This window comes from Streptomyces sp. NPDC003042 (assembly GCF_053591315.1).
The window spans coordinates 49783-72526 of the sequence record NZ_JBSFTP010000030.1 but is presented as its reverse complement, the minus strand read 5'-3'; the positions used below and the strand labels follow the sequence as shown (position 1 = coordinate 72526).

Below are 22744 nucleotides of genomic sequence, written 5' to 3'. Positions count from 1 at the left end.
GGGCGCCTTGCCTGGCTTCGGGACGGCTGCGCCGGCCTCCGGCCGTCGGGGGTGGCTCAGGCCAGTCCCCGGCGGGCGACCGCCGGGGGTCGGTGGCCCTGGATCGACGCGACCATGTCCAGGACCTGCCTGGTCTCCGCGACCTCGTGGACGCGGTAGACCTGGGCGCCCAGCCAGGCCGAGACGGCGGTGGTCGCCAGAGTGCCCAGGAGGCGTTCCTTGACCGGCTTGTCGAGGGTCTCGCCGACGAAGTCCTTGTTGGACAGGGAGACCAGCACCGGCCAGCCGGTGTCGGTCATCTCCGACAGGCGGCGCGTGGCCTCCAGCGAGTGCCGGGTGTTCTTCCCGAAGTCGTGGCCCGGGTCGATCATGATCGCGTCCCGCCGGACACCGAGCGCGACCGCGCGTTCGGCCAGCCCGACCGTGACGCGCAGGATGTCCGCCATCACGTCCTCGTACGTGGTCCGGTGCGGCCGCGTACGCGGCTCTACCCCGCCCGCGTGGGTGCAGACCAGGCCCGCGTCGTAGCGCGCGGCGACCTCCGCCAGCCGGGGATCCACCCCGCCCCACGCGTCGTTCAGCAGGTCCGCCCCCGCCTCGCAGACGGCTTCGCCGACCTCGTGCCGCCAGGTGTCCACGCTGATCACCACGTCCGGGTGGCGGCGCCGTACCTCGGCGACGAAGCCGACCGTACGCCGGGCCTCCTCCGCCGCGTCCACGTGCTCGCCGGGGCCCGCCTTGACGCCGCCGATGTCGATGATGGCCGCGCCTTCGGCGACCGCCTGCTCGACCCGGTCCAGCGCGGGCTCGTCGCGGAAGGTCGCGCCCTGGTCGTAGAAGGAGTCGGGAGTCCGGTTCACGATGGCCATGATCACCGGCTCGTGGGTGTCGAACTCGCGCCTGCCCAGTCGCAGCATCCTGCTCTTTCCTCCTTCGGCGGCACCCCCGCCTCGTCTGCGACCTTAACCTGGTGCCAGGAGTCTCTCAGGGGAGTTGATCGTGTTCTGGTTCTTGCTGATCGCGCTGGTCGTGGTCGTGGCGGCGGTCACCCTCGCGGTCATCGGCGGAGGTTCCGAGGCCGTGCTGCCGGAGGCCGGGCCGGACCGGGTGACCGACGGGCTGCCGGAGAGCAGGCCGGTGGTGCGGGCGGACATCGACGCCCTGCGGCTGCCGATCGCGCCGCGCGGCTACCGGATGGCCGAGGTGGACGACGTACTGGACCGCCTCGCGGCGGAACTGGCGGAACGGGACGCGCGGATCGCGGAGCTCTCGGCCGCCTCCGCATCCGCCCCGGCGCCGGCCCGGGAAGCTGCCGAGGGGATCGACTTGACCAAGGACGCACGGTGACCGGCGGGCTCGTCGCCGGACCCGACGGCGGCCTGCGCTGCCCGTGGGGGCTGTCCACGGAGGACTACGTCGCCTACCACGACACCGAGTGGGGCCGGCCGGTCCGCGGCGACGACGCCCTGTACGAGCGGCTGTGCCTGGAGGCCTTCCAGTCGGGGCTGTCCTGGCTGACGATCCTGCGCAGGCGCGAGGGATTCCGTAAGGCCTTCGCGGACTTCGAGATCGCGGCGGTCGCGGAGTTCGGGCCGGCGGACACCGAGCGGCTCCTCGCGGACGAGGGGATCATCCGCAACCGGGCCAAGATCGAGGCGGCCCTCGCCAACGCGAAGGTGCTGGCCGGGTGGAAGCCGGGCGAGCTGGACACGCTGATCTGGTCCCACGCCCCGACCCCCGGCCGGGCCGCCCCGAAGACCGTCGCCGACGTCCCGGCGGTCACCCCGGAGTCCACGGCCCTGGCGAAGGCGCTGAAGAAGGCCGGCATCCGCTTCGTCGGCCCCACGACCGCCTACGCCCTGATGCAGGCCTGCGGACTGGTCAACGACCACCTCGTCGGCTGCCTCTCCCGCGAGGCCTGAGCCCGGCGGGAGACGCGGCCTACGGGCCGACGGGCCGACCGGCTTACCGGCCGAGGTACTTCGGGGGCTGCTTCGCGAGGAAGGCCTGTACGGCGATGGAGTGGTCCTCCGAGGCGCCGGCGCGGGTCTGGAGGGCGTCCTCGCGCTCCAGGGCGTCGGAGAGGCCGTGGGAGGCCCCGTACGCCAGGGACTCCTTCAGGGCGGCGTAGGCCACCGTGGGGCCCGCGGCGAGGGTACGGGCGACCGACTCCGCCTCCGCCGCCAGCGCGTCGGCCGGGACGACGCGGTTCGCGATGCCGAGGTCGTAGGCCTCCTTGGCCTTGACCGAGCGGGGGAAGAGCAGCAGGTCCGAGGCGCGGGAGGCGCCGATCAGGCGCGGCAGGGTCCAGGAGACGCCGGAGTCGGCGGTGAGCGCGACCCCCGCGAAGGACGTGTTGAACGACGCGGTGTCGGAGACCACCCGGTAGTCGGCGGCGAGGGCGAACCCGAAGCCCGCCCCGGCCGCGACCCCGTTCACGCCCGCGACCACGGGCTTGGGCATCTCGGTCAGGGCCCGGACGATCGGGTTGTAGTGCTCGGAGACGGTGCTCATCGTCAACGAGGAGCCGGTCTCGCGGTCCGCGGCGAGATTCCCGATGTGCTCCTTGAGGTCCTGACCGACGCAGAAGGCCCGGTTCCCCGCCGCGGTGAGCAGAACCGCCCGCACGGCGGTGTCCGCGGCCGCTGCCCGGACCGCGTCGCGCAGGGCGACCTTGGTCTCGGTGTTCATGGCGTTCATCGCGTCGGGCCGGTTGATCGTGATGGTCGCGAGTCCGTCGGTCACTTCGTAGAGCACACTGTCGGCCATGGGGGTCCCCCTTCGTCGCGGGCTTGGCTACCGGCCGGTACTCGGACGGTGCAAGGGCCAGCATGGCGGACGTGACCAGGGCGGGGCATGTGATGTGCGTCAAACAAAGCGGCCCGCGTCGGCGAGGTGCGGCGGCGAAGTATCGCAGGCGGGTCCCCGAAATGAGTGGTTTTGGTCGAGCGCGTTGCGCAAGCGTTCCCGTGCGATGTTGGTCATCGGGTCCTGACATGCGGGATAATGGCCGGGAAGCAATGTGTTCGATGCCGGGTATTAGGCGCCTGAACGGGGCCGTCGGCTGACGATGAGCTGGTTTCAGGAAGGGGAACGAGCATGGCGGCCATGAAGCCGCGGACGGGCGACGGCCCGCTCGAGGTCACCAAGGAGGGGCGGGGCATCGTCATGCGCGTACCGCTCGAGGGCGGCGGTCGGCTTGTCGTCGAGCTGACTCCTGACGAAGCGGACGCCCTGGGTGACGCCCTGAAGAAGGTCGTCGGCTGAACCGTCGGCGCCATCTGATCGACTCTCACCGCCCCGCCCGCTCCTCGCGGCCGGGGCGGTGTTGCGTTCCCTCCTCCTTTTTGACGCGCCACTCGCACGGCTCGGCCGCAAGCGGCCTTCCCGGCTTCGCGCCGCTGCGCCGGACTCCGTCCGTCGAAGCCCGCGCGGCGGTGGCATCCTTCGCCCGCAGGCGCCGACGGTCGGCCTGCGGAACGGTTGGTGTCCCGGCCCAGGGCTCCCCGGTGCTCCCTCCAGGGACGGGCCCGGCTTGAGGGCAAGTCTTCTGGCGGATGGTTGACCAGTCATGGGAGACCCCCACCCTGTGACGCCTGAGCGATGCCCACCGGGCTGCCGGTGGCACCCGACACGGATCGGTCCATCCGGCGCGCGCCGCCTCCCGGAGGCAGACGGCCGAACAGTCCGACGGCCGCGGTCCGGTCGGGGGCCACGGCTCGGTGCCCCCACCGCCCGCGTGACGCTGCGGCGCTCCCGGGCCGCTGCCCGGCCGATCCGGCGGCGCCGCCCAGGCTTCTTCGGCCTTGGCACGTCGCTGGCCGTCGGTGCCCCTCCGGCAGGCTGCGAGTCTCCGCCGGCCTGGGGAGTGGTGGGTGGCTGTCCCGGCCCGTCCCAGCTCGTGGGACCCGCCGCGAGGTGGCCAGCGGATTGGCGCCCGCACGGATCGGTGCGTCCGGCGCGGCGCCGCCTCGGCGGTCGTGGCCGCGAGGGAGCCCCCTGTCCGGCAGCAGTCCGGCCTGCGGGGCGACGGCCCGGCGCCCGCCGTCCGTGGCGGAGTGGCGTTCTCGGGCGTCGACCTGCTGGCGGGTCGCCCGTCGGTGGTCTCCTCGGCCGGCGGCAAGCCGATGGCTGTACGGTCTCCTGCGGCCCGCGGGGCGACGGTTCCGCGGCCACCGTCCTCGTGGCGGTGTGGCGTCGCCGTGACGGTCGGGCTACGCGGTGGCTCGTGTCCGGGCGTGTGGTGGGCCTGCGGGGCCGCCTTCCGCTGCCTGAGGTGGCGCCCCGTTACCCGGCGCGTCGCGGGTGGCCGGCCGCCCGCACGTCCGGCGGGGCTGCGGCTCCGTGCCGCCCGGGTGGCGGTCTTCCCAGCCCATGGCTGCACCGTCTCAGGTGGCGCGTCCGGCCTGTTGGGGTTCAACCTCGCGAGGCGGGCCGGGTGCGCTGAGGGCCGGGAGGTCAGCCTCCAGGGCTACGAGGGCCGCGCGGCGCTGTGTCCGCGGGGCGGCAGCCCGGCGGTGTACGGGTCCCGGGCGGTAGCCCGGGGCACGCCGGAGAACAGGCGGTCGGCCTAAGGGCTGTCCCGTAATCCCCGGTGGATCAGCGCACGGCGTCAGATGCGGTGCATCTCCCCCAGCTACCGCTGGGAGGTGCCCCCGGGCGGAGGGGCGGCCTCATACTGGGCGTATTCGGGCGTTCCGACAACGCGGCGAGGTGCCGTAGCTGTCGTCGTGCGCCCGCCGGGGATTACGGGACAGCCCTTAGCGGCGGACCGCGCACAAGAGGCCGTCGCCCACCGGGAGGAGGGCGGCCTCCAGGGCCGGGCTCTCGCGGACCGTGCGCAGCAGTTCGCGGACGCGGATGACCTCCACCGGCTGGGCGGCGGAGTCGACCGTACGGCCGTCCGAGAAGACTCCCTCGAAGCACACCAGCCCGCCGGGCCGCAGCAGGCGCAACGATTCGGCGAGGTAGTCGAGGGATTCGGCGGGGTCGCCGTCGCAGAAGACGAGGTCGTATCCGCCGTCGGCGAGCCGGGGCAGGACGTCCAGCGCGCGGCCGGGGATGAAGCGGGCGCGGTTGCCCGCGAAGCCGGCGGCGCGGAAGGCCTGGCGGGCGAAGGCCTGCCGGTCGCCCTCGGGGTCGACGGTGGTCAGTACGCCGTCCGCGCGCATTCCGTGGAGGAGGTGGATGCCGGAGACACCGGTGCCGGTGCCGATCTCGGCGACCGCTTTGGCGTCGGCGGTGGCGGCGAGCAGGCGCAGCGCGGCCCCGGTGCCGGGGGAGACGGAGCGCAGGCCCGCTTCCCTGGACCGGTCGCGGGCCCACCGCAGAGCGTCGTCCTCGGCGACAAACGCGTCGGCGAACGCCCAGCTCGTCTGCCGGTTGCCGCTAATGACCCTCTCCTGTCCCCATAGTTGGCGCAACGGTGACTGTATCCGTTGACGTCGGGAACCCGCAGATGGGACCGGGCGTTGGAGAGGTAGTGGCGGGATAGAAGGGGACGGCGCGGGCAGATCGGCGGCGAGGGCCTCCGGACCCGTGCAAAGTTACTGCAAAAAGGCTTATACGGAGCTGACGGGAGGGGTGGCTATGGTAGGGGCTCCACTGGACACCACCAGAGCCGACAGGGGAGGTGCGGCTGCGCCTGTGGATCGTCGGAGCGTCCTCAGACGCTTCTTCCGGTCGGCGGGTGAGCCGAAATCCGTGACCGACATTGCTGACCGCTTCCACACCGCCGACACCGCAACCACCGCGACCTTCGCCGCCGATGCGGGCTACCAGGCGTGGACCCCTCCCACGTGGGAAGAGATCGTCAGCACGCACAGTGCGCGGGTCTACCGTCTCGCCTACCGCCTGACGGGCAACCAGCACGACGCCGAGGATCTGACGCAGGAGGTCTTCGTCCGCGTCTTCCGCTCGCTGTCGACCTACACGCCCGGCACCTTCGAGGGCTGGCTGCACCGGATCACCACCAACCTGTTCCTGGACATGGTGCGCCGCAAGCAGCGGATCCGCTTCGACGCGCTCGGCGACGACGCCGCCGAGCGGCTGCCGAGCCGTGAGCCGTCCCCGCAGCAGGTACTCCACGACACCCACTTCGACGCGGACGTGCAGCAGGCGCTGGACACGCTCGCGCCCGAGTTCCGCGCGGCCGTGGTGCTGTGCGACATCGAGGGCCTGTCCTACGAGGAGATCGCCGCCACGCTCGGCGTGAAGCTCGGTACCGTCCGCAGCCGTATCCACCGTGGTCGTTCGCACCTGCGCAAGGCGCTCAAGCACCGGTCTCCCGAAGCCCGTGCGGAGCAGCGCGCCCTGGCCGGGGTGGCGGTGGGAGCTCCGGGCGCCGGGGGAGAGGGCGGAGCCGAGTGAGCGAGGTCAGTCCGTCCCCCGCCGAGCAGCACCTGGGCGACCGGCTCGCCGCCCTGGTGGACGGGGAGCTGAAGCATGACGCGCGCGAGCGGGTGCTGGCCCACCTGGCGACCTGTGCCAAGTGCAAGGCCGAGGCCGACGCCCAGCGCCGCCTGAAGACCCTGTTCGTCGAGAGCGCCCCGCCCCCTCTTTCCGCCGGGCTGCTGGCTCGCCTGCAGGGCCTGCCGGGTGGTGGCCCCGAGGGGATGTCCGGTCCACCGGGCGCCTCCGGTTCCCAGGGTGCCTTCGGTACGTCGCGCGAGTCCGATCCCTTCGCCCTGTTCGGGTATGCCGCTCCGGCCGGCCCGCGCCCCTCGGCCGAGGGGTTCCGTATCCACGAGGTGGGCCGGCCCAGACGCCGCTTCGCCTTCGTCGCGGCGGGAGCCGTCTCGCTGGCGGCGATCGCGCTCGGTGGCCCGCTGCCGCTGGAGGCGATCGAGCCGAACGCGCGGGGTGAGGCGCCGGCGTCCCGCCCCGGGCCCGCTGTGCCGCTGACCGCGGTCGTCCGCGACCGGCTGCCCAGCGGCGGAATCCACAGCCCCGGCGGGGTGCCCAGCCTGGGCCCGGCCGGCCAGTTCCCCACGGCCACCGTCTCGGCCCCGGCATCCGGGCAGCCGGTTTCGCTCTCCCGTTGACCGGCGCCGCGGGCCCGGCCCGGGCGGAATAGGGGCGGCCGTTCCCCTGGCGGCCCCGGGTACCTGGTTGAATCGGCGGCAGGTGCGCCGCCCTGCGGTGCGACAGGCCCGCGGGGAGCGCCCATGTCCGACAGTCAGCAGACCGATCCGGCTCCGAAGTGGTGGAGCCGGCCCGACGGTCCGGCGCCGCGGCTTCCGGGGTGGGGGCGCCGGGCGGCCGCCGATGCCCCCGGCCCGCAAGCCGGGGCACCCGCGCCCGACGCGACCGCGAGCGCGGAGGCGGGCGCGGCGGACGCCTCCGCCGCGTTCGATGCCACGCCGGGCCCCGGACCGCGCTACGACCCGTGGGCCGACCAGCCGCTCCAGGTGGTGGACCAGGGCAGACCGCGCGGCGGCCCCGGGATCGGCCGGATGGCGGTCTTCGGCGTCGCCGTCGCGCTCCTCGCGGGCGGTACCGGCGGCTACCTCGGCGTCCTCGCCGAGCGGCAGAGCAGCACCCGCCTGGAGCTCCCGCAGGCCGCCGTGGGGAACAAGGGCCGGGCCCCGGACAGCGTGGCGGGCATCGCCGCCACCGCGCTGCCCGGCGTGGTCACGCTGTACGTGCGCGGCGGCGCGGGTGGCGGCACGGGAACCGGTTTCGTGCTGGACGACCAGGGCCACATCCTGACGAACAACCACGTCGTCGCCGACGCCAAGGACATAACCGTCACCTTCAGCACCGGCGACAGCGTCACCGCCGAGCTCGTGGGCCGCGACAGCGGCTACGACCTGGCCGTCGTGAAGGTCTCCGGAGTACGGGGGCTGCGCCCGCTGACGCTGGGGAACTCCGAGAACGTGAAGGTCGGTGATCCGGTGGTGGCCATCGGCGCCCCCTTCGACCTCTCCAACACCGTCACCGCCGGCATCATCAGCGCCACCGGCCGCCCCATCACGGCGGGCGGCGACAAGGGCGACGGCAGCGACATCAGCTACGTCGACGCCCTCCAGACGGACGCCCCCATCAACCCCGGCAACTCCGGCGGCCCGCTCCTGGACTCCCGGGCCCACGTGATCGGCATCAACAGCGCGATCCGCAGCGCCGACAAGGGCGAGGGCGGTGACGAGGGCCCCCGCCAGAGCGGCAGCATCGGCCTCGGCTTCGCCATCCCGGTCAACCAGGGCAAGCGGGTCGCCGAGGAGCTCATCCGCACCGGCCGCGCCACCCACCCCGTCATCGGGGTCACCCTCGACATGCAGTACAAGGGCGAGGGCGCCAGGGTCGGGTCCAAGGGCGAGGACGGAAAGCCCTCCGTGGTCGCCGGCGGGCCCGGCGCCCGCGCGGGAGTGAAGGCGGGCGACGTGATCACGAAGGTGGACGGCGTACGCGTGCACGGCGGTGACGAGCTGATCATCAAGATCCGGGCCCACCGCCCCGGTGACCGGCTGACCCTGACCGTGCTGCGCGGCGGCCAGGAGCGCACGCTGGAAGTGGTACTGGGTTCGGCCAACGGTTCTTGAACGAACACCGCTTGAACGAATACGGGATGACGCCCGGATGAATCCGGAAATGGGCCCGTACTGGCGTAGGGGCCGCAGGCATCGCCAGGTACCGTTGTCCGGGCCCGACGTGAAGAGAGCCGAGGAGCGGCAAGGTGTTCAACGACATAGGCGCACTCGAGCTGGTCACGATCGTGGTGCTCGCCATCCTCGTCTTCGGTCCGGACAAATTGCCGAAGGTGATTCAGGACGTATCCGGCGTGATCCGTAAGATCCGGTCGTTCTCGGACAGTGCCAAGCAGGACATCCGTTCCGAACTGGGTCCGGAATTCAAGGACTTCGAGTTCGAGGACCTGAATCCGAAGACGTTCATCCGCAAACAGCTGAGCGAGAACGAGGATCTCAAGGAGATCCGCACCAGCTTCGATCTCCGCAAGGAGCTGAACGACGTCACGGACGCCGTCAACAGCGAGGAGTCCGAGCCCGCCACGCCCGTCGCCGGTGCCGGTCCGGGTCCGGACCTGCTCAAGAAGCCCGCCGCTCCCGCCCCGGCGCCCCGTACGGCCTTCGACGCCGACGCCACCTGAGCCGCAGCCTGCCCGGGGATCCCGGGTGGGCTGGCTATCCTCCTTCTGTCCGGTTTCAGGACGCCCGAGGGGGGCGGGCCGTTCCGGACCCCACGGAACGAGAGGCCGCGCAGATGGAGACCACGAGCAGTAGCCGGGTGGGCGTACAGCCTGCCGAAGCCCCCGACGCCGCACCCCCGCAGACCGAGCAGCCCCCGCAGTCGCCCCCGGGGCAGCCCGAGGAGGCCGCCGCGCCCGTCCCTGTGACCCGCCTGGCGGTCGAGGGGTACCTCCGGGCCGGCTTCCCCTGGTACGGGCTGGACGGGGCCTTCACCGGCCCCCGTTGGCTCATGCAGGTCGCCGCCGGCGCCGACGGCACCGTGGAGCACGGCTCCACCGGCCACGGCGACGAGCCCTCCGTCCGCGGTGAGATCGCCACCGGCGAGAAGGAGCGCTTCGCGGTGGTGGTCACCGTCGCGAGCAACCCCCTGCGCCGCAGCGGCGACGGCACCGGCGTCCTGGAGGCCACCTCGGTCTCCTCGGCGGCCTGGCTGGCCGGCTCCGGGCTGCTGGCCTACAGCTGGCCCCTCCAGATGGACCACACGCTGCGCGACGACTGGCTCGACCAGCAGACCGAGGCGGCCTGGGAGCTCGCGGACGACCTCGCGGGACCCGACTGGTCGACGCTGTCGCTGCCGGTGGACGGGGAGCCGACGCCGTTCCACTACCGCGAGTCGGAGTTCGGCTGGGTCCTCGCCGGGTCCACCCGCGGGGGTGCGCACCTGGGTGCGTACGGCCGGGGGATGAGCGCGTACGGGCTCGGCTTCTCGGTGATCGCGGACCTCGGCGCGTACGAGTAACCGGCCCGGGTACGGCGAAGGGCACCGCCGGCCGGCGGTGCCCCTTACGCTGCCCGGACCCGTGCGGGCCGCCTCTGAGCCTCGGAGCCTCAGAGGCTCAGGCCTCAGAACTTGTTGCGCGGGGTAATGCCCAGGGACATGCCCGACAGGCCGCGGGCGCGGCCGCCCAGCTTGCCGGCGATGGCGCGCAGCGCCGCGCCGGCGGGGGAGTCCGGGTCGGACAGGACGACCGGCTTGCCGTCGTCGCCGCCCTCGCGCAGCCGTACGTCGATCGGGATGGACCCGAGCACCGGCACGGACGCGCCGACCGTCTTGGTCAGGCCGTCGGCGACCTGCTGGCCGCCGCCGGAGCCGAAGACGTCCACCATCTCGTCGCAGTGCGGGCACGGCAGGCCCGACATGTTCTCGACGACGCCGACGATCTTCTGGTGGGTCTGCACGGCGATCGAGCCGGCCCGCTCGGCGACCTCGGCGGCGGCCTGCTGCGGGGTGGTGACGACCAGGATCTCGGCATTCGGCACGAGCTGCGCCACCGAGATCGCGATGTCGCCCGTGCCCGGCGGCAGGTCCAGCAGCAGGACGTCCAGGTCGCCCCAGTACACGTCGGCCAGGAACTGCTGGAGGGCTCGGTGCAGCATCGGTCCGCGCCACACCACCGGGGCGTTGCCCGGCGTGAACATGCCGATGGAGATGACCTTCACGCCGTACGCCGACGGCGGCATGATCATGTTCTCGACCTGGGTCGGGCGGCCCTCCACGCCGAGCATGCGCGGCACGCTGTGGCCGTAGATGTCCGCGTCGACCACGCCGACCTTCAGGCCGTCGGCCGCCATCGCCGCGGCGAGGTTGACCGTGACGGAGGACTTGCCGACGCCGCCCTTGCCGGAGGCGACCGCGTAGACGCGGGTCAGCGAGCCGGGCTTGGCGAAGGGCACCTCACGCTCGGCGGTGCCGCCGCGCAGGGTGGCCGCGAGCTCTTTGCGCTGCTCGTCGCTCATCACGTCCAGCGTGACCGCGACGGAGCTGACGCCCGGGACGCGCTCGACGGCCTCGGTGACGTTCTTGGTGATGGTCTCGCGCATGGGACAGCCCGACACCGTGAGGTAGACGGTGACGGCGACGGCGCCGCCCTCGCCGATCTCCACCGATTTGACCATGCCGAGTTCGGTGATCGGCCGGTGGATCTCGGGGTCGTTCACCGTCGCCAGCGCGTCCAGGATCGCGTCCTGCTGGGGCACTGCGGCGTCGGCGGTGGAGCTTGTGTCGGTAGCCATGCCCCGATGGTACGGCTCGGTAGCACGGCTCCGGAAAGCTCCTCAGCGGTCGGCTTCGTCACGTTCCGGCGGCAGGAGCCTGCGCTCGTCCATCTCTTTGATCATGTCCTGGAACTCGGACCTGATCCAGTCGCGCGTGGCGACCTCCCCGAGGCCCATCCTCAGGGCCGCGATCTCCCGGGTCAGGTACTCGGTGTCGGCGATGGAGCGTTCGTTCTGCTTGCGGTCCTGCTCCAGGTTGACGCGGTCCCGGTCGTCCTGCCGGTTCTGCGCGAGCAGGATCAGCGGGGCGGCGTAGGAGGCCTGGAGCGACAGCATCAGCGTCAGGAAGATGAACGGGTACTCGTCCCAGCGCATCTCCTTCGGCGCGAAGATGTTCCACAGCACCCAGACGATGATGACCAGTGTCATCCAGACGATGAACCGGCCCGTGCCGAGGAAGCGCGCCACCTTCTCGGACAGCCGTCCGAAGGCCTCCGGGTCGTACTCCGGCAGCAGCCGCCGGCGCGCCGGACGCGGCTGATCGAGCCGGACGCGCGAGCGCGTCAGTGCGCTCGCACCCGTCGCGGACGAGGACGACGGGCCGTGCCCGCCCCGCGCCCGCTCGCCGCCCGCACGTTCCGGCCGCTCGGAGCGCATCCGCTCCGCGGCCTCCTCCAGCCGGTCCGACAGGCCCTCGCGCGCATGCTGGCGCCGCTCCCGGCGCCGTTCGCGCGCCGCGTCGCCGCGCCCCCGTTCAGTGCCCACGTACGACCTCCTCGGACTGGAAGTCCGTCTCGCGCCAGTCGTCCGGCAGCAGGTGGTCCAGGACGTCGTCGACGGTGACCGCGCCCAGCAGCGAGCCGCTCTCGTCGACGACCGGCGCCGCGACCATGTTGTACGCGGCCAGGTAGCTGGTCACGACGGGCAGCGAGGCGTCCGGCCGCAGCGGCGGCAGGTCGGTGTCCACGATCGAGCTGACCAGGGTGAACGGCGGATCGCGCAGCAGCCGCTGGAAGTGCACCGTCCCCAGGTACTTGCCCGTCGGCGTCTCGTCCGGCGGCCGGCACACGTACACCTGCGCCGCCAGCGCCGGAGACAGGTCCGACTGGCGTACGCGGGCCAGCGCGTCCGCGACCGTCGCGTCCGGCCGCAGCACGATCGGCTCGGTCGTCATCAGACCGCCCGCCGTGCGCTCCTCGTACGACAGCAGGCGCCGCACGTCCGCCGCGTCGTCCGGCTGCATCAGCGTCAGCAGCCGCTCCTGGTCGTCCTCCGACAGCTCGGACAGCAGGTCGGCCGCGTCGTCCGGGTCCATCGCCTCCAGGACGTCGGCCGCCCGCTCCTCCTTCAGCTTGCCGAGGATCTCCACCTGGTCGTCCTCGGGGAGCTCCTCCAGCACGTCCGCGAGCCGGTCGTCGTCGAGTGCGTTGGCCACCTCGGCGCGCCGCTTGGGCGTCAGGTGGTGCAGTACGTTCGCCAGGTCCGCCGGGCGCATCTGCTCGAAGGTCGCCACCAGGCTCTCCGCGCCCTGCCCGTGCTCCTCCAGCGAGAAGCCGGTCACCGCGGACCACTCGACCGTGAGGGTCTCGCCGCGCCGGCGCAGCGCGCCCGCCTTGCCCTTGCGTACGAAGATCCGGTCGATCTCCCAGTCCCGGCGGGCCGGCAGCTGCTGGATGGCCACGTCGAGGACGGTGACCTCCTCGCCGGTCGAGACCAGGCGCACCCGGCGGTCCAGCAGTTCGCCGAGGACCAGCCGCTCCGTGGGGCGCTGTTCGAAGCGCCGCATGTTGACGACGCCGGTGGTGATGACCTGCCCCGACTCCACGCCCGTCACCCGGGTCATCGGCACGAAGATCCGGCGGCGGCTGACCACCTCCACCACCAGGCCCAGCAGCCTCGGCGGGCGGCCGCCGACGCGCAGCATCGCGACGAGGTCGCGGACGCGCCCGACCTGGTCGCCGTTGGGGTCGAAGACGGGCACACCCGACAGATGCGATACGAAGATCCGCGGGGCGCCTGCAGCCATCCGAGCGCCTCCTAGAGCGTCGATCAAGGGTCTTACCGTGCCTCAATCTAGCCCGTGACACCGGCAACCGTCCTGGTGGGGCCGCCGGCAGGGGGTACGGCAGGGGCCGGTCGGAGCGGCCGGACGGCCGGGTACGCTGCCTGCTGCTCGCAGACGACCGACGAGAGGCACCTGCCCGTGACCGCCTACACCTCCGCCTCACGGCTGCGCCGGGCCGTCCTGATCGGCGCCCTGTGCGCCGGCCTCGTCGTCACCGGCACCGCCTGCGGCAAGGAAAAGGAAGTGGACCCCGACAAGGGCACGAACGGGGTGGGCAAGCTCCCAGCCGAGACGATCGAGGCACAGGCGAAGGCGGCCGCGGCGGAGGCCGACTCGGTGCACCTGTCGGGCACGCTGGTCAGCGGTGGCAAGACCTTCACCCTCGACATGCGCCTGAAGTCGGACGGCGGCTCCGGCGAGGTGAAGTCGCAGGAGGACACCTTCCAGCTGCTGCGCGTCGGGGAGCAGCTGTACCTCAAGGCGAGCGCGGCCTTCTGGGGCCAGTCCGACTCGGCCGGCAAGCTCGGCGACAAGTACGTGAAGGTCCCCGCGGCCGACCCCTCGTACAAGCAGTTCCGCGGATTCACCGACATGGACGTCCTGCTCGACGGGCTGCTCGGCCTCCAGGGCAAACTCACCAAGGGCGCCGCCTACACCACGGTCGGGGCCACCCGCGCGGTGCAGCTCTCGGCGGACGCGGGCAGGGGCGGCAAGCTCTCGGTGTCCCTGGAGGGGACCCCGTACCCGCTGCTGATGGAGCGCGCCGGCGGCGCGGGACGGGTGGAACTCGCGGAATGGGGCAGCCCCTTCCCGCTGGACCCGCCCGCGAAGGACCAGACCGTCGACTACGGCTCCCAGCTGCCGACGACCAAGGACGGCAAGGCACAGGGCGGCGCGCCCACGCCCACCCCGTCCAAGAGCTCCGGCCAGGGCTCGAACCCGACCGGCTGACCTTCTAACCCTTCGCCTTCTTCTTCCGCTTCAGCAGCAGCTTCGGCAGACCCACCGGGATGGCCCGGCGGGTCGTCGCCGGACACGGCAGGGGGGCCGCGGCCAGCGAGCCGGCCGGCAGCCGCTCGGCCACCGCCACCGGCTCCAGGCGCAGCAGCCGGCACTCCCGCGCCCACCGCTCGGTCATCCGCTCCGAGTCGGGCGCGTTCAGCCGCTTGCCCTTCAGCTCGGAGACCGCGGCGTCCCACGGCTCACTGCCGGGTACGAGTTCCCGTACGGCCGCCGTCCAGGCGACGAGGCGGCCGCCCTTGTCCTTGCTGCGCACGGTCACCTCGGCGGCGGCGCCGTCGGCGAGCCCGGGGAACGGCTGCTCACCGGGTCCGTCGCCGAGGACGTGCGCGGCGCCGTCCACCCAGGCATGCCACAGGGCCCGGTCGGCGCCGGCGCCGCGGACCCAGATCAGGCCGGACTTCTTGGAGGCCTCCTCGACGAGGGCCAGCTCGAGCGCGCTGAGAGTCATGCGCCCAGGGTAGTGGGCGCTCCCGCGCGACCCGCTACAGCCAGCCGTGGCGCCGCAGCGTGCGGTGGATCGTGAAGCAGACGCCGACGATCGAGGCCATCACCATCGGATAGCCGTACTTCCACTGGAGCTCGGGCATGTGCTCGAAGTTCATCCCGTACACCCCGCAGATCATCGTGGGCACGGCGATGATCGCCGCCCAGGAGGTGATCTTGCGCATGTCCTCGTTCTGGGCGACCGTCGCCTGCGCGAGATTCGCCTGGAGGATCGAGTTCAGCAGCTCGTCGAATCCGACGACCTGCTCGTGCACCCGCGCGAGGTGGTCGGCCACGTCCCGGAAGTACTTCTGGATGTCCGGGTCCACCAGCCGCATCGGCCGCTCGCTCAGCAGCTCCATCGGCCGCAGCAGCGGGGACACCGCCCGCTTGAACTCCAGCACCTCCCGCTTGAGCTGGTAGATGCGGCCCGCGTCGCCGCCCCGGCTGACGCCCTTGGCGGGGGCGGCGAAGACCTCGCTCTCGACCTCGTCGATGTCGTCCTGCACGGCCGCCGCGACCGCGATGTAACCGTCGACGACGTGGTCCGCGAGGGAGTGCAGCACCGCCGAGGGGCCCCGCGAGAGCAGTTCCGGGTCGTCCTGGAGCCGGTGGCGCAGCCCCTTCAGGGACCCCTGGCCGCCGTGCCGGACGGTGATGACGAAGTCGGGGCCCGTGAAGCACATCACCTCGCCGGTCTCCACCACCTCGCTGGTGGCGGTCAGTTCGGCGTGCTCGACGTAGTGGATCGTCTTGAAGACGGTGAAGAGCGTGTCGTCGTAGCGCTCCAACTTCGGCCGCTGGTGCGCGTGCACGGCGTCCTCCACGGCGAGCGGGTGCAGGCCGAAGGTGGCGGCGATCCCGGCGAACTCGTCCTCGGTCGGCTCGTGCAGCCCGATCCAGGCGAAACCGCCGCCCTCGCGGACCCGGCGCATCGCCTCACTCGACGTCAGACGGGCGGACCCCGACTTCGGCGCCTCGCGCCGGCCGTCGCGGTACACGGCGCAGTCGACCACCGCGCTGTTCACCGACGGATCGCGGGTGGTGTCGTAGCCGGGCTGGGCGGGGGTGGACTTGCGCAGCGTCGGACGGACGGCCGCACGCAGGTAGGGCAGCATCGACATCGCAGGCTCCTTCGCACGCACGGCTGCGAGCCGTACGGGTGGGAGACCCTCCAGCCCCGCGGGCGGGCAGGCCACGGCAGGGGGAGGGAAACAGGACGGGAGGACAAAGGTCTGCCGTCGCTCTTCTGCTGATCAGATGATCAAAGGGGGCGGGAAGCGCCTGTCACAGAAGCGGAAGAGCGATTGGTACTGCACGATCGACTTCGATCCACCGCAGCCCCACCTCCTCCGGCCGGTCCCCCGTAGGGGACGTCCTGTAGCCGGAGCACTTAAACAACGCTTCCGCGTGCGGCCCCGAACAGCTGTCAACACTATCAGCCGACGGATGGTCAGGGGCCGCCCTTTACCCGCCCGATACGAGTTCTATGCTCACTTCATGGCAGAAACTCTGGCTCTCGTCGAGGCCCGGCTGCGCAGCACGTTCGGCGAACCCGACGCCCGCGCCGCCGTCACCTTCCTGGGCACCGACCGCATCGAGGTCCTCCGCTTCACCGAGGGCGACCTCGTGCGGTACGCGACCCTCGGAATGTCCGCACACCCGATGACCGACCCGACCGCCGTGGTCGCCGACCCCGTCCGCGGCCCGCGCGCCGAACTCGTCCTGACCGTACGGGCCGGCGTGGCGCCCACGGACAAACTGCTCCGCCCGCTCGCCGTCCTGGCCGCCTCCCCCCAGGTCGAGGGTCTGGTCGTGGCCCCCGGAGCCTCGCTCGACGTCGGCGAACCCCTGTGGGACGGGGCGCCGTTCAGCTCGGTCCTCGTCGCGGAGCCGGGCGGACTGGTCGAAGACGTGGAACTGGACGAGCCGATGGACCCGGTCCACTTCCTGCCGCTGCTGCCGATGACGGCGAACGAGGCGGCGTGGAAGCGCGTACACGGGGCGGCGGCCCTCCAGGAGCGCTGGCTCGCGCGGGGCACCGATCTGCGGGACCCTCTGCGTACGGCCGTCGCACTGGACTGAGCGCCGCGCCCGCGGGTACGCATGACATCCGGACGGGTGATCGCGTCTTGACGGGGCGCCGGGCGGGGAGGAGCGTGCTTCTTATGAGGGGCGAACCGAGTTGCCCGAAGTGCGGTGGCCGGGTGCGAGCGCCCGGTCTTTTCGCCGACTCCTGGCAGTGCGCGGTACACGGCGCCGTCCATCCGCTACAGCCTGTCATCCCACCCAGCGTCGAAGGCATCGGCGTCGTGGCGCACCGGGCGAAGGTTCCGGTGTGGATGCCGTGGCCGCTGCCGGTGGGGTGGCTGTTCACCGGGGCCGCGTCCGCCGGTGACGACCGCAGCGGGGGCCGGGCCACGGCCGTGGTCTGCTCGGGCCCCGGACCGCTGGGCGGCATGGGGGAGCTCCTGCTCGTCGCGGAGGAACTGGGCGTCGGCCTCGGCGCGCGGTTCGCGGGCATCGACGGCCCCGACCCCGGCCCCTACATCGACGTATCGGCCCCACCCCACGCCAAGGTCGTCGCGGCGGGCCGCCCGACCCCGCTGTGGCACGTCGCCGGCGCGCCGGACGACCGGGCCGTGTTCGCGGGCGAGGCGCGGGGGCTGTGGCTGTGGGCCGTCGTCTGGCCCGAGCAGTCCGGCCTCCTGATGTACGACGAACTCGTCCTGACCGACCTGCGCGACGCGGGCTCCGAGGTCGAACTCCTGCCCTGCGGCGCCCTCAGCCCCCGCATCCTCGGCTCGTCCTAGAAGACCGGGGGCGCGGGTATCCTGGAGTGTCCCCCTGTCCGTGTGAACCTTGGAGTTCGGCTGTGCGCATCGATCTGCACGCCCACTCCACGGCCTCCGACGGCACCGACACCCCCGCCGAGCTGGTGCGCAACGCCGCCGACGCCGGGCTGGACGTGCTCGCGCTGACCGATCACGACACCGTCGGGGGATACGCCGAGGCCATCGCCGCGCTGCCGGCCGGGCTGACACTGGTCACCGGGGCCGAGCTGTCCTGCCGGCTCGACGGGGTCGGGCTGCACATGCTCGCGTACCTCTTCGATCCCGAGGAGCCCGAGCTCTTCCGCGAGCGGGAACTCGTACGGGACGACCGCACGCCCCGCGCGCACGCCATGATCGGCAAGCTCCGGGCGCTCGGCGTGGACGTCACCTGGGAGCAGGTGGCGCGGATCGCCGGCGCCGGTTCCGTGGGGCGGCCGCACATCGCCACCGCCCTCGTCGAACTCGGCGTCGTACCCACCGTCTCAGACGCCTTCACGCCCGACTGGCTCGCCGACGGCGGCCGTGCCTACGCCGAGAAGCACGAGCTCGACCCCTTCGACGCGATCCGCCTGGTCAAGGCGGCCGGCGGAGTCACCGTCTTCGCGCACCCCGCCGCCGTCAAGCGCGGCGCGTGCGTGCCCGAGTCCGCGATAGCCGCCCTGGCGGCCGCCGGTCTGGACGGCATCGAGGTGGACCACATGGACCACGACACCGCCACGCGCGCCCGGCTGCGCGGCCTGGCGGGGGACCTCGGGCTGTTGACGACCGGTTCCAGCGACTACCACGGCAGCCGCAAGACCTGCCGCCTCGGCGAGTACACGACCGACCCCGAGATCTACGGCGAGATCACGCGCCGCGCGACGGGGGCCTTCCCCGTGCCCGGCGCCGGTGGAGACGCCCGCGCGTAAAGCACCGCGCCCGCTCCGCCCTTCGCCCTCCACACCCCTCTCCCGCAAGGCATCACTGTGTTCGACTTCGCCGTCTTCGGATCCCTTTTTCTCACGCTTTTTGTGATTATGGACCCCCCGGGGATCACGCCGATCTTCCTCGCCCTGACCTCCGGCCGCCCCGCCAAGGTGCAGCGCCGCATGGCCTGGCAGGCCGTCTGCGTGGCCTTCGGCGTCATCGCCGTGTTCGGGCTGTGCGGTCAGCAGATCCTGGACTACCTGCACGTCTCCGTCCCGGCGCTGATGATCGCGGGCGGTCTGCTCCTGCTGCTGATCGCGCTCGACCTGCTGACCGGCAAGACCGACGAGCCCCAGCAGACCAAGGACGTGAACGTCGCGCTCGTCCCGCTGGGGATGCCGCTGCTGGCCGGTCCCGGTGCGATCGTGTCCGTCATCCTGGCCGTGCAGAAGGCCGACGGGTTCGACGGTCAGTTCTCGGTCTGGGCCGCGATCGTCGCCATGCACATCGTGCTGTGGCTGACCATGCGCTACTCGCTCGTGATCATCCGCATCATCAAGGACGGCGGCGTCGTCCTGGTGACCCGCCTCGCCGGCATGATGCTCTCGGCCATCGCCGTCCAGCAGATCATCAACGGTGTGCTCCAGGTCGTACGCGGCGGCTGACCGGCCGGACCGCGCATGCGGACGCCCCCGCACCGGATTCGGTGCGGGGGCGTCGGAAGCATCAGAAAGACGCGGTCTTGGCCGGTCGGATCAGAATGCGCTGGCCCACAGAGGCGGCCTGCTGCACGATCCGGTTGACGGAGGCCGCGTCCACGACGGTGCTGTCCACGGCGGTTCCGTCGACGTCGTCCAGGCGCAGAATCTCGAAGCGCACGGCTTCTCCCTTCGTCGGTATCTCCTTGCACAGGTTCCAACGAAGTGTACGGGGCAAACATTCCCTACGCTAAGGAAATTTTTTCACTGGCTAACTACCTTCCGGTGGCCGCCGCCCAGAAGGCCGCCAGCGCACCCGCCGTGACGTGCGGATTCTCCGCGTTGGGGGAGTGTTCCGCGTCCTTGACCACCACTCGCGTCGCGCTCAAGCGCTCCGCCATGTCGTCCAGCAGCGGCACCGGCCACGCGTAGTCGACGCTTCCCGACAGCACCAGTTTCGGCAGCGGGACCGCGGCGAGCTCCGCGACCCGGTCCGGCTCCGAGATCAGCACCCGGCCGGTCGCGATCAGCTGCTCCGGGACGGTGGCCAGCCAGCGCTCCCGCAGGAACGCCGCCACCTCGGGGCTGTCCGGGACGGCGTCCTCGGGGTCCTGCGCCCGCATCGCCGCCCACACCAGCGGCATGCTCTCGGCGGGCCCCATCCCGCGCAGCGTCTCCAGCGCGGCGACCAGCTGCTTGGTACGGGTCTGCTGGGACTCCGTGATCGCGGCGGGCCCGCTGCTCATCAAGGTCAGCGAGGCGAAGGGGGCGACGTCGCGCAGTACGGCGGTCCGCGCGATCAGCCCGCCGAGCGAGTGGCCGACCAGGTGCAGCGGACCCCCGCCGAGGGCGTGGGCCTGCGCGAGGACGTCGCCGGCCAGTTCCTCCAGCCCGTACGCGGCCTCCTCGCGCGGCCCGGGGCTCTCGTACTGTCCCCGCCCGTCGACGGCGACCACGCGGTAGCCCACGCCGGCCAGCGGCTCCAGCAGCCCGATGAAGTCCTCCTTGCTGCCCGTGAACCCGGGGACCAGCAGGGCGGTGCCGCGCTCGGGCTCGCCGGCCTCGTGCACGGCGAACTCGCCGCGTTCGGTGCGCAGGCGGTACGCGCGGGCGAGGGGCGGCAGGGTCAGGCGCGGCGGCTTGCTCATGGCCCGAGGCTACCGGCCCGTACACCCGGGTACGAGAACGGCCCCGGCCCCCTCGAAAGGGGACCGGGGCCGTCGTACGGGCGTGAGCCCTACGCTTCCGGGGCCGCGTCCGCGACCTTGCGGGCGCGGCTGCGGCGCGGCTTCACCGGGGCCTCTTCGGCGGCCGGGGCCACCTCGGGAGCGGCCTCGACGACCTTGCGGGTCCGGGTACGGCGGGCCTTGACCGGCGCTTCTTCGGCGACGGCCGGGGCCTCGACGACGGCGGCTTCGGCGACAGCCTCGACGACCTTGCGGGTCCGCGTGCGGCGGGCCTTGACCGGGGCCTCCTCGACCACGGCCGGGGCCTCGACCACGGCGGCTTCGGCGGCCGGGGCCACCTCGGGGGCGGCCTCGACGACCTTGCGGGTCCGGGTACGGCGGGCCTTGACCGGCGCTTCTTCGGCGACGGCCGGGGCCTCGACGACGGCGGCTTCGGCGACAGCCTCGACGACCTTGCGGGTCCGCGTGCGGCGGGCCTTGACCGGGGCCTCCTCGACCACGGCAGGCGCCTCGGCGACGACGGCCGGGGCCTCGACCACGGCGGCCCGGGCGACGGCCGCTTCGACCGTCTCGAACGCCGGAGCGGCAGCCTGGAGCGCGATCCGGGTACGGCGGCGGCGCGGCGGCGTGCGCACCTCGTCGGCGGCCGGAGCCGCGGGGGCGTCGGCGGCCGGAGCCGCGGGGGCGTCGGCGACCGGGGCCACGGGCGTGTCCACGCCCTCGTTGCCCAGGTCCGAACCACCACGGGTACGGCGGCGCTGACGCGGCGTACGGGTTCGCGCGGGGCGCTCCTCCGTCACCACGGCTGCGGCAGCAGCCGGGCCATTGCCATTGCCATTGCCGTTGCCACCGCGACCGCCACGGCCACCGCGGCCGCCGGTCTCGCCCAGGTCCTCGAGGTTCTCGGCCTTCAGGCCGGCCCGCGTGCGCTCACCGCGGGGCAGGACGCCCTTGGTGCCGACGGGGATGTTCATCTGCTCGAACAGGTGCGGGGACGTGGAGTACGTCTCGACCGGGTCGTGGAAGTCCAGCTCCAGCGCCTTGTTGATCAGCTGCCAGCGCGGGATGTCGTCCCAGTCGACCAGGGTGACGGCGATGCCCTTCTTGCCCGCGCGGCCGGTGCGGCCCACACGGTGCAGGAAGGTCTTCTCGTCCTCCGGCGTCTGGTAGTTGATGACGTGGGTGACACCCTCGACATCGATACCGCGGGCGGCGACGTCGGTGCACACCAGCACGTCGACCTTGCCGTTGCGGAACGCGCGCAGCGCCTGCTCGCGCGCGCCCTGGCCCAGGTCGCCGTGGACGGCGCCGGACGCGAAGCCGCGCTTCTCCAGCTGCTCGGCGATGTCGGCCGCCGTGCGCTTGGTACGGCAGAAGATCATGGCCAGGCCGCGGCCCTCGGCCTGCAGGATGCGGGAGACCAGCTCCGGCTTGTCCATGTTGTGCGCACGGAAGACGTGCTGCGCGGTGTTGGCGACGGTCGCGCCCTCACCGTCCTCGGAGACGGCGCGGATGTGCGTGGGCTGCGTCATGTACCGGCGGGCCAGGCCGATGACCGCGCCCGGCATGGTCGCCGAGAACAGCATCGTCTGACGCTTCGGGGGCAGGTAGCTCATGATCCGCTCGACGTCGGGCAGGAAGCCCAGGTCGAGCATTTCGTCGGCCTCGTCCAGGACCAGGGCCCGGACGTGCGAAAGGTCGAGCTTCTTCTGACCGGCCAGGTCGAGCAGGCGGCCCGGGGTGCCGACGATGATGTCGACACCCTTCTTGAGCGCCTCGACCTGCGGCTCGTACGCGCGGCCGCCGTATATGGCGAGGACGCGGACGTTGCGGACCTTGCCCGCGGTCAGGAGGTCGTTGGTGACCTGGGTGCAGAGCTCGCGGGTCGGAACCACGACGAGGGCCTGCGGTGCGTCGGTCAGCTGCTCGGGCTGGGCCCGGCCCGCCTCGACGTCCGCGGGGACGGTGACCCGCTCCAGCAGGGGCAGGCCGAAGCCCAGCGTCTTGCCGGTGCCGGTCTTGGCCTGGCCGATGACGTCCGTGCCGGAAAGGGCGACGGGGAGGGTCATCTCCTGGATCGGGAAGGGGGACACGATGCCGACGGCCTCAAGGGCTTCGGCGGTCTCGGGAAGGATCCCGAGGTCTCGGAACGTAGTCAGGGTGCTGCCTCTTCTGTGAGACGCGGCGCGAGGCGGCGAGGGGGGTCGTACCGTGCCGGGCTTGCACTACTGCGCCCACCCGAAAATCGGGCGAGTCGTACAAAGCTGCGCGGGACCACTAAGCCTTCGCTCAAGCGCTTCTGCCGCTGAGGGGGCCCCTCAAGGGTGGCCGTACGCATGAACGCACG

Annotated in this window: 24 protein-coding genes; 13 read left to right on the top strand and 11 right to left on the bottom strand. The window is 72.4% G+C overall.

Annotation, left to right across the window (positions count from 1 at the left end):
- Window positions 1-56 precede the first annotated feature (56 nt).
- Window positions 57-917, bottom strand: coding sequence for a dihydropteroate synthase (gene folP, locus ACWDYJ_RS17405; RefSeq protein ID WP_451566409.1), 861 nt, complete (start codon window positions 915-917; stop codon window positions 57-59).
- A 76-nt stretch (window positions 918-993) separates the two neighbouring features.
- Between folP and ACWDYJ_RS17400 the strand changes: the two genes are divergently transcribed.
- Together ACWDYJ_RS17400 and ACWDYJ_RS17395 are read left to right on the top strand one after the other, a co-directional pair.
- Window positions 994-1347, top strand: coding sequence for a DivIVA domain-containing protein (locus ACWDYJ_RS17400; protein WP_451566408.1), 354 nt, complete (start codon window positions 994-996; stop codon window positions 1345-1347).
- The gene (locus ACWDYJ_RS17395) at window positions 1344-1922 is read left to right on the top strand and encodes a DNA-3-methyladenine glycosylase I (RefSeq protein ID WP_451566407.1); all 579 of its coding nucleotides are present in this window, start codon (window positions 1344-1346) and stop codon (window positions 1920-1922) included. Before ACWDYJ_RS17400 ends, ACWDYJ_RS17395 begins: the two co-directional genes overlap by 4 nt.
- A gap of 43 nt (window positions 1923-1965) precedes the next feature.
- Here the strand turns inward: ACWDYJ_RS17395 and chcB are convergent, their stop codons facing one another.
- A complete protein-coding gene (chcB, locus tag ACWDYJ_RS17390) occupies window positions 1966-2769 on the bottom strand; it encodes a 2-cyclohexenylcarbonyl CoA isomerase (protein ID WP_451566406.1) in 804 nt (267 codons plus the stop codon).
- 330 nt (window positions 2770-3099) lie between these two features.
- On the opposite strand from chcB, the gene ACWDYJ_RS17385 reads away from it, so the two are divergent.
- Window positions 3100-3267 (top strand): DUF3117 domain-containing protein, encoded by a 168-nt coding sequence (locus tag ACWDYJ_RS17385; RefSeq protein ID WP_003966491.1) that lies wholly within the window; start codon window positions 3100-3102, stop codon window positions 3265-3267.
- 1493 nt (window positions 3268-4760) lie between these two features.
- On the opposite strand, the gene ACWDYJ_RS17380 is transcribed toward ACWDYJ_RS17385, so the two are convergent.
- Window positions 4761-5423 carry an O-methyltransferase gene (locus ACWDYJ_RS17380; protein WP_451566405.1) on the bottom strand — a complete coding sequence of 221 codons (663 nt, stop codon included), beginning with the start codon at window positions 5421-5423 and terminating at the stop codon, window positions 4761-4763.
- Between the two features lie 166 nt (window positions 5424-5589).
- On the opposite strand from ACWDYJ_RS17380, the gene sigE reads away from it, so the two are divergent.
- The 5 genes from sigE (at window position 5590) to ACWDYJ_RS17355 (ending at window position 9945) form a co-directional block, all read left to right on the top strand.
- Window positions 5590-6369, top strand: coding sequence for an RNA polymerase sigma factor SigE (sigE, locus tag ACWDYJ_RS17375; RefSeq protein ID WP_451566404.1), 780 nt, complete (start codon window positions 5590-5592; stop codon window positions 6367-6369).
- Entirely contained in the window at window positions 6366-7043 is a 678-nt protein-coding gene (locus ACWDYJ_RS17370; RefSeq protein ID WP_451566403.1) for a zf-HC2 domain-containing protein, read from the top strand. The genes sigE and ACWDYJ_RS17370 overlap by 4 nt, the downstream gene beginning before the upstream one ends.
- A 123-nt stretch (window positions 7044-7166) precedes the next feature.
- The gene (locus ACWDYJ_RS17365; protein WP_451566402.1) at window positions 7167-8540 is read left to right on the top strand and encodes a S1C family serine protease; all 1374 of its coding nucleotides are present in this window, start codon (window positions 7167-7169) and stop codon (window positions 8538-8540) included.
- A 134-nt stretch (window positions 8541-8674) separates the two neighbouring features.
- Window positions 8675-9106, top strand: coding sequence for a sec-independent translocase (locus ACWDYJ_RS17360; RefSeq protein ID WP_451566401.1), 432 nt, complete (start codon window positions 8675-8677; stop codon window positions 9104-9106).
- 113 nt (window positions 9107-9219) lie between these two features.
- Window positions 9220-9945 (top strand): hypothetical protein, encoded by a 726-nt coding sequence (locus tag ACWDYJ_RS17355; protein ID WP_451566400.1) that lies wholly within the window; start codon window positions 9220-9222, stop codon window positions 9943-9945.
- A 104-nt stretch (window positions 9946-10049) separates the two neighbouring features.
- On the opposite strand, the gene ACWDYJ_RS17350 is transcribed toward ACWDYJ_RS17355, so the two are convergent.
- The 3 genes from ACWDYJ_RS17350 to ACWDYJ_RS17340 form a co-directional block, all read right to left on the bottom strand.
- The gene (locus ACWDYJ_RS17350; protein ID WP_451566399.1) at window positions 10050-11219 is read right to left on the bottom strand and encodes an Mrp/NBP35 family ATP-binding protein; all 1170 of its coding nucleotides are present in this window, start codon (window positions 11217-11219) and stop codon (window positions 10050-10052) included.
- 42 nt (window positions 11220-11261) lie between these two features.
- Window positions 11262-11858: a DUF1003 domain-containing protein gene (locus tag ACWDYJ_RS17345; protein WP_451566414.1), complete on the bottom strand. Its 597-nt coding sequence runs from the start codon at window positions 11856-11858 to the stop codon at window positions 11262-11264.
- 97 nt (window positions 11859-11955) lie between these two features.
- Window positions 11956-13227, bottom strand: a complete 1272-nt coding sequence (locus ACWDYJ_RS17340; RefSeq protein WP_451566398.1) for a magnesium transporter MgtE N-terminal domain-containing protein — start codon at window positions 13225-13227, stop codon at window positions 11956-11958.
- Between the two features lie 177 nt (window positions 13228-13404).
- On the opposite strand from ACWDYJ_RS17340, the gene ACWDYJ_RS17335 reads away from it, so the two are divergent.
- Window positions 13405-14217 carry a hypothetical protein gene (locus tag ACWDYJ_RS17335; protein WP_451566397.1) on the top strand — a complete coding sequence of 271 codons (813 nt, stop codon included), beginning with the start codon at window positions 13405-13407 and terminating at the stop codon, window positions 14215-14217.
- Between the two features lie 4 nt (window positions 14218-14221).
- Here ACWDYJ_RS17335 and ACWDYJ_RS17330 read toward each other — a convergent pair whose 3' ends face one another.
- Window positions 14222-14737 (bottom strand): hypothetical protein, encoded by a 516-nt coding sequence (locus ACWDYJ_RS17330; RefSeq protein ID WP_451566396.1) that lies wholly within the window; start codon window positions 14735-14737, stop codon window positions 14222-14224.
- A 34-nt stretch (window positions 14738-14771) separates the two neighbouring features.
- Window positions 14772-15896 carry a magnesium and cobalt transport protein CorA gene (locus ACWDYJ_RS17325; RefSeq protein ID WP_451566395.1) on the bottom strand — a complete coding sequence of 375 codons (1125 nt, stop codon included), beginning with the start codon at window positions 15894-15896 and terminating at the stop codon, window positions 14772-14774.
- Between the two features lie 376 nt (window positions 15897-16272).
- Between ACWDYJ_RS17325 and ACWDYJ_RS17320 the strand changes: the two genes are divergently transcribed.
- The 4 genes from ACWDYJ_RS17320 (at window position 16273) to ACWDYJ_RS17305 (ending at window position 19177) form a co-directional block, all read left to right on the top strand.
- Complete coding sequence (locus ACWDYJ_RS17320; RefSeq protein WP_451566394.1) at window positions 16273-16857, top strand: suppressor of fused domain protein; 585 nt, start codon at window positions 16273-16275, stop codon at window positions 16855-16857.
- A gap of 83 nt (window positions 16858-16940) precedes the next feature.
- On the top strand, window positions 16941-17585 hold the full coding sequence (locus ACWDYJ_RS17315; RefSeq protein WP_451566393.1) for a DUF6758 family protein: 645 nt from the start codon (window positions 16941-16943) through the stop codon (window positions 17583-17585).
- A 62-nt stretch (window positions 17586-17647) separates the two neighbouring features.
- The gene (locus ACWDYJ_RS17310) at window positions 17648-18514 is read left to right on the top strand and encodes a PHP domain-containing protein (RefSeq protein ID WP_451566392.1); all 867 of its coding nucleotides are present in this window, start codon (window positions 17648-17650) and stop codon (window positions 18512-18514) included.
- 57 nt (window positions 18515-18571) lie between these two features.
- Complete coding sequence (locus ACWDYJ_RS17305; RefSeq protein WP_451566391.1) at window positions 18572-19177, top strand: MarC family protein; 606 nt, start codon at window positions 18572-18574, stop codon at window positions 19175-19177.
- A 61-nt stretch (window positions 19178-19238) separates the two neighbouring features.
- Here ACWDYJ_RS17305 and ACWDYJ_RS17300 read toward each other — a convergent pair whose 3' ends face one another.
- The 3 genes from ACWDYJ_RS17300 to ACWDYJ_RS17290 all read right to left on the bottom strand — a co-directional run bounded on the left by ACWDYJ_RS17300 (window position 19239) and on the right by ACWDYJ_RS17290 (window position 22490).
- A complete protein-coding gene (locus ACWDYJ_RS17300; RefSeq protein WP_451566390.1) occupies window positions 19239-19391 on the bottom strand; it encodes a hypothetical protein in 153 nt (50 codons plus the stop codon).
- A gap of 94 nt (window positions 19392-19485) precedes the next feature.
- Window positions 19486-20358, bottom strand: coding sequence for an alpha/beta hydrolase (locus ACWDYJ_RS17295; protein ID WP_451566389.1), 873 nt, complete (start codon window positions 20356-20358; stop codon window positions 19486-19488).
- A gap of 89 nt (window positions 20359-20447) precedes the next feature.
- Entirely contained in the window at window positions 20448-22490 is a 2043-nt protein-coding gene (locus ACWDYJ_RS17290) for a DEAD/DEAH box helicase (protein ID WP_451566388.1), read from the bottom strand.
- Between the last annotated feature and the right edge of the window lie 254 nt (window positions 22491-22744).

Excerpts from the sequence above, each read along its gene's own strand:
- chcB (WP_451566406.1), bottom strand. The coding sequence starts at position 2,769 with ATGGCCGACAGTGTGCTCTACGAAGTGACCGACGGACTCGCGACCATC.
- ACWDYJ_RS17355 (WP_451566400.1), top strand. The coding sequence starts at position 9,220 with ATGGAGACCACGAGCAGTAGCCGGGTGGGCGTACAGCCTGCCGAAGCC.
- ACWDYJ_RS17340 (WP_451566398.1), bottom strand. The coding sequence starts at position 13,227 with ATGGCTGCAGGCGCCCCGCGGATCTTCGTATCGCATCTGTCGGGTGTG.
- sigE (WP_451566404.1), top strand. The coding sequence starts at position 5,590 with ATGGTAGGGGCTCCACTGGACACCACCAGAGCCGACAGGGGAGGTGCG.
- ACWDYJ_RS17325 (WP_451566395.1), bottom strand. The coding sequence starts at position 15,896 with ATGTCGATGCTGCCCTACCTGCGTGCGGCCGTCCGTCCGACGCTGCGC.
- ACWDYJ_RS17295 (WP_451566389.1), bottom strand. The coding sequence starts at position 20,358 with ATGAGCAAGCCGCCGCGCCTGACCCTGCCGCCCCTCGCCCGCGCGTAC.
- ACWDYJ_RS17320 (WP_451566394.1), top strand. The coding sequence starts at position 16,273 with ATGGCAGAAACTCTGGCTCTCGTCGAGGCCCGGCTGCGCAGCACGTTC.
- ACWDYJ_RS17350 (WP_451566399.1), bottom strand. The coding sequence starts at position 11,219 with ATGGCTACCGACACAAGCTCCACCGCCGACGCCGCAGTGCCCCAGCAG.
- folP (WP_451566409.1), bottom strand. The coding sequence starts at position 917 with ATGCTGCGACTGGGCAGGCGCGAGTTCGACACCCACGAGCCGGTGATC.
- ACWDYJ_RS17330 (WP_451566396.1), bottom strand. The coding sequence starts at position 14,737 with ATGACTCTCAGCGCGCTCGAGCTGGCCCTCGTCGAGGAGGCCTCCAAG.
- ACWDYJ_RS17345 (WP_451566414.1), bottom strand. The coding sequence starts at position 11,858 with ATGCGCTCCGAGCGGCCGGAACGTGCGGGCGGCGAGCGGGCGCGGGGC.
- ACWDYJ_RS17315 (WP_451566393.1), top strand. The coding sequence starts at position 16,941 with ATGAGGGGCGAACCGAGTTGCCCGAAGTGCGGTGGCCGGGTGCGAGCG.
- ACWDYJ_RS17385 (WP_003966491.1), top strand. The coding sequence starts at position 3,100 with ATGGCGGCCATGAAGCCGCGGACGGGCGACGGCCCGCTCGAGGTCACC.
- ACWDYJ_RS17365 (WP_451566402.1), top strand. The coding sequence starts at position 7,167 with ATGTCCGACAGTCAGCAGACCGATCCGGCTCCGAAGTGGTGGAGCCGG.